The organism is Paraburkholderia sp. CNPSo 3272, from assembly GCF_024206495.1.
Lineage (GTDB): Bacteria > Pseudomonadota > Gammaproteobacteria > Burkholderiales > Burkholderiaceae > Paraburkholderia.
On sequence record NZ_JAMBPQ010000083.1, the window covers coordinates 1 to 3,368 of the forward strand.

Consider the following 3,368-nt stretch of genomic DNA (forward strand, 5'->3'; position numbering starts at 1 on the left):
GCGGTGTGACGCGAGAGCAAAAAAAGAACTCGCGGAAATGACCAACGCATCGTGACCGGGGCTAGTTGATGCAGGGCACGGTGAAGGGAGCCCGTAGGGCGACTGGAGACGTGCCCTGCATCGGGGCGTGCCGTCCGCATGGTAGAAAGGCGTTTGCCGAAGAAGAACAACAGGTGCAGCGCCGGCCTCAACCGCCAAGTCCAGTCCGGCGCCGCACCTCCACAAGGGATATCCATATGGCAGGCCTGTTGGCCTGCCGGACAGCCGTGTGAGCCCTCAGTATCGCATTGCTCAAGCGGCCCGTCGACCTTGTTCGACTCCTCCTCTTTGGCGTTCTGGAGGAACCGCCAATGCAGCCGCCCACGGGCCGCCTGTATGTGTGCGCCCGCTGCCGGGCGCAAGTCATCGTCTGCCGCCGTTGCGATCGTGGGCAGATCTACTGCGGTCGCGACTGCTCCTTGGCTTCCCGCCGGGCCAGTCAGCGGGAGGCTGGCCGCCGCTACCAGCGCAGCCGGCGCGGACGTTCTGCACATGCCGCCAGGATGCGCCGCTTTCGCGACAAGCGAAATAAGGTGACGCATCACGGTTCCACTGGTCCCGCCGCTGATGCTCTACTGGCTTCGACATCGACGACGTCGGCCAGCGGACCCATCCCCAAGACTGCTGCTACGCCGCTGGCGACCGGGCATTGCCGTTTCTGCTGTCGCGCATGCGAATTCTTGCGTCATGGGCCGTTACGCCGTCGGGTCTTCCATGAAATTCGTACTGCTACGGATATGAGAGGAAACGATCCATGACCATCAAGGCAGAACTGGAGGCGCAGATCCTGCGCTATTACCATGTCGAGAAGTGGCGCTGCGGCACCATTGCGCGCCAGTTGCATGTGCATCGCGGCACCGTGCAGCGCGTGCTCGCCCAGGCAGGCTTGCCACGGCTGGGCGCAGTACAGCGGCCCTCGCGCATAGATCCCTATCTGCCCTTCATCCATGAGACGCTCAGGAAGTTCCCTTCGCTCACGGCGAGCCGCCTGTATGCGATGGTGGCTGAGCGTGGTTACCGGGGAAACATCCACCACTTCAGGCACATGGTCGCGCTTCACCGGCCGCGACCGGCTCCCGAAGCCTATCTGCGTTTGCGCACGATGCCGGGAGAAGTGGGTGAGGTCGACTGGGCCTCATTCGGCCATCTGCAGATCGGTCGCGCGCGCCGGCCGCTGATGGCCTTTGTGATGGTGCTGGCGTGGTCGCGCCAGATCTGGCTGCGCTTCTTCCTCGATGCCCGTATGGACAGCTTCCTGGCCGGCCACGTGGGTGCCTTCGAAGCATGGTCCGGACTGCCAAGGGTCCTGAAGTACGATAACCTACGCAGCGCCGTGCTCGAACGTCAGGGCGATGCGATTCGCTTCAATCCTGCGCTGCTGGCATTTGCGAGCCATTACCGGTTCGAACCTCGGCCAGTGGCCGTGGCACGCGGCAACGAAAAAGGTCGCGTCGAAAGAGCGATCAGGTATGCACGGGAAAGCTTCTTTGCGGCCCGCAAGTTCAACGATCTCGATGATCTGAACGCGCAGGCTGCACAGTGGTGCACGGGCATGGCAGCGGAGCGTCCCTGTCGGGAAGAACCGCAGATCAGTGTACGCGAGGCCTTCGAGCGTGAGCGACCCAGCCTGCTTGTGCTGCCAGATAACCCGTACCCGTGTGAACTGCAGTTGCCCGTGAAAGTCGGCAAGACGCCTTATGCGCGCTTCGACCTGAACGATTACTCGGTACCCCACACCCATGTGCAACGCACCCTCACGATATGTGCCGATCAGCGCCGGGTACGCATCCTTGATGGCGCCGATGTCGTTGCCGAGCATGTGCGCAGCTACGATCGCGGCGAGCAGATCGAGATCGCTGCGCACATCGATGCGCTCATCGAGCGCAAACGCGAGGCCCGTCATCACCGCGGGCTTGACCATCTCACGCGCGCCGCACCGGCTGCCCAGACCCTGATACTGCGCGCGGCCGAGCGCGGCAGCAACCTGGGGAACATCACCGCACAGCTGTTGCGTTTGCTCGACCGCTATGGCGCCACCGAGTTGCAGGCGGCGATCGAGGAAACCCTTGCGAGCGATAGCGCGCCTCACCAGAATCCGGTACGTCTGGCGCTGGAGCGTCGCCGGGCTGAGCGCGGAGCGCCTCCACCGGTCGCCGTGAAGTTGCCGGAACACGTGCGCGACAAGGACAAACTGGTAACACCACACCGGCTCGACATCTATGACCAGCTCACGCGGGAGGCCGATGATGAACAGGACTGAGCAGTTGCAGGAGCGCGCCAATGCGTTGCGGTTGTACGGGTTGCTGGCGCACTGGAGCGAGATTGCCGAGGCGCCGTGGGTCGAGCCGTTGGTGCAGTGGGAAGAACAGGAGCGCACACGCCGTTCACTCGAGCGGCGCATTCGCGACGCCCGGCTGGGTAACTTCAAGCCCCTTGCCGACTTCGACTGGGCATGGCCCAAACGCATCGACCGCGTTGCGCTCGAGGAATTGATGGCACTCGAGTTCGTCAGGGAGAAATCCAACGTCGTGCTGATCGGGCCGAACGGCGTGGGCAAGTCGACACTCGCGCTGAACCTTGCGTACCAGTCGCTCATCCATGGTTACACGGCGCTCTTTACCACGGCTGGCCAGATGCTCGGCGAACTGGCCGCGCTCGACAGCGACTCGGCGCTGCGGCGCCGCCTGCATCGCTACGCCTCGCCCGAAGTCCTCGTGATTGATGAAGTGGGCTACCTCTCGTACTCGAACCGCCATGCCGACCTGCTGTTCGAGCTCGTCAGCCGCAGGTACGGTGCCGCAAGCACGGTGGTCACGACCAACAAACCGTTCAAGGCATGGTCAGAGGTGTTCCCGAACGCGGCCTGCGTCGTCTCGCTGGTCGATCGTCTCGTGCATCGCGCCGAGGTCATTGCCATCGAGGGCGAGTCGTATCGCGTCAAGGAAGCGCGCGAGCGCTCCGAGCAGCGCGCCAGCAGACGTAATGCCACGCGCCCGGAGAAAAAACCGTGAGCCGGCGCACGCACCTGCCATCGGGTCTGTCCTTCGGACTGGACTTCCTGATCGATGCCGAATGGTCGCCCCAGCAGGCGTTTGCCGTGTTCGAGCTGCTCAGCGATCTGCGGGCTCGCATCTGGATGCGTTACGGCGTCGAGTTGCACGAGCTGATCCGTCAACAGCGATCGCCTCCGAACGTCGGCGACGTTGACGATATCGCGGACCCGTTCTGAAACGACGTCAACCAGCGGCCGGCATCGGCCGCCGTTCGTTGTTGAGCGATTTACTCGACCTGCGCCGCCGTTTAGTGTCGGATTTGCACAGCCGTCAACA

The 3,368-nt window shown here is 63.4% G+C and carries 3 protein-coding genes; all 3 read left to right on the plus strand.

Going from position 1 to position 3,368, the window contains the following annotated elements; translation table 11 throughout:
• Positions 1 to 793: 793 nt before the first annotated feature.
• The 3 genes from istA to M3I53_RS37695 are packed head-to-tail and all read left to right on the plus strand — an operon-like array spanning position 794 to position 3,268.
• Complete coding sequence (gene istA / locus M3I53_RS37685; RefSeq protein ID WP_254320788.1) at positions 794 to 2,299, plus strand: IS21 family transposase; 1,506 nt, start codon at positions 794 to 796, stop codon at positions 2,297 to 2,299.
• A complete protein-coding gene (gene istB, locus M3I53_RS37690) occupies positions 2,286 to 3,050 on the plus strand; it encodes an IS21-like element helper ATPase IstB (protein WP_254320790.1) in 765 nt (254 codons plus the stop codon). Before istA ends, istB begins: the two co-directional genes overlap by 14 nt.
• A complete protein-coding gene (locus tag M3I53_RS37695) occupies positions 3,047 to 3,268 on the plus strand; it encodes a hypothetical protein (protein WP_254320789.1) in 222 nt (73 codons plus the stop codon). Before istB ends, M3I53_RS37695 begins: the two co-directional genes overlap by 4 nt.
• Positions 3,269 to 3,368 lie beyond the last annotated feature (100 nt).

Bases quoted from the DNA above. Each gene is read 5' to 3' on its own strand.
- istB (WP_254320790.1), top strand. From the start codon at position 2,286: ATGAACAGGACTGAGCAGTTGCAGGAGCGCGCCAATGCGTTGCGGTTG.
- istA (WP_254320788.1), top strand. From the start codon at position 794: ATGACCATCAAGGCAGAACTGGAGGCGCAGATCCTGCGCTATTACCAT.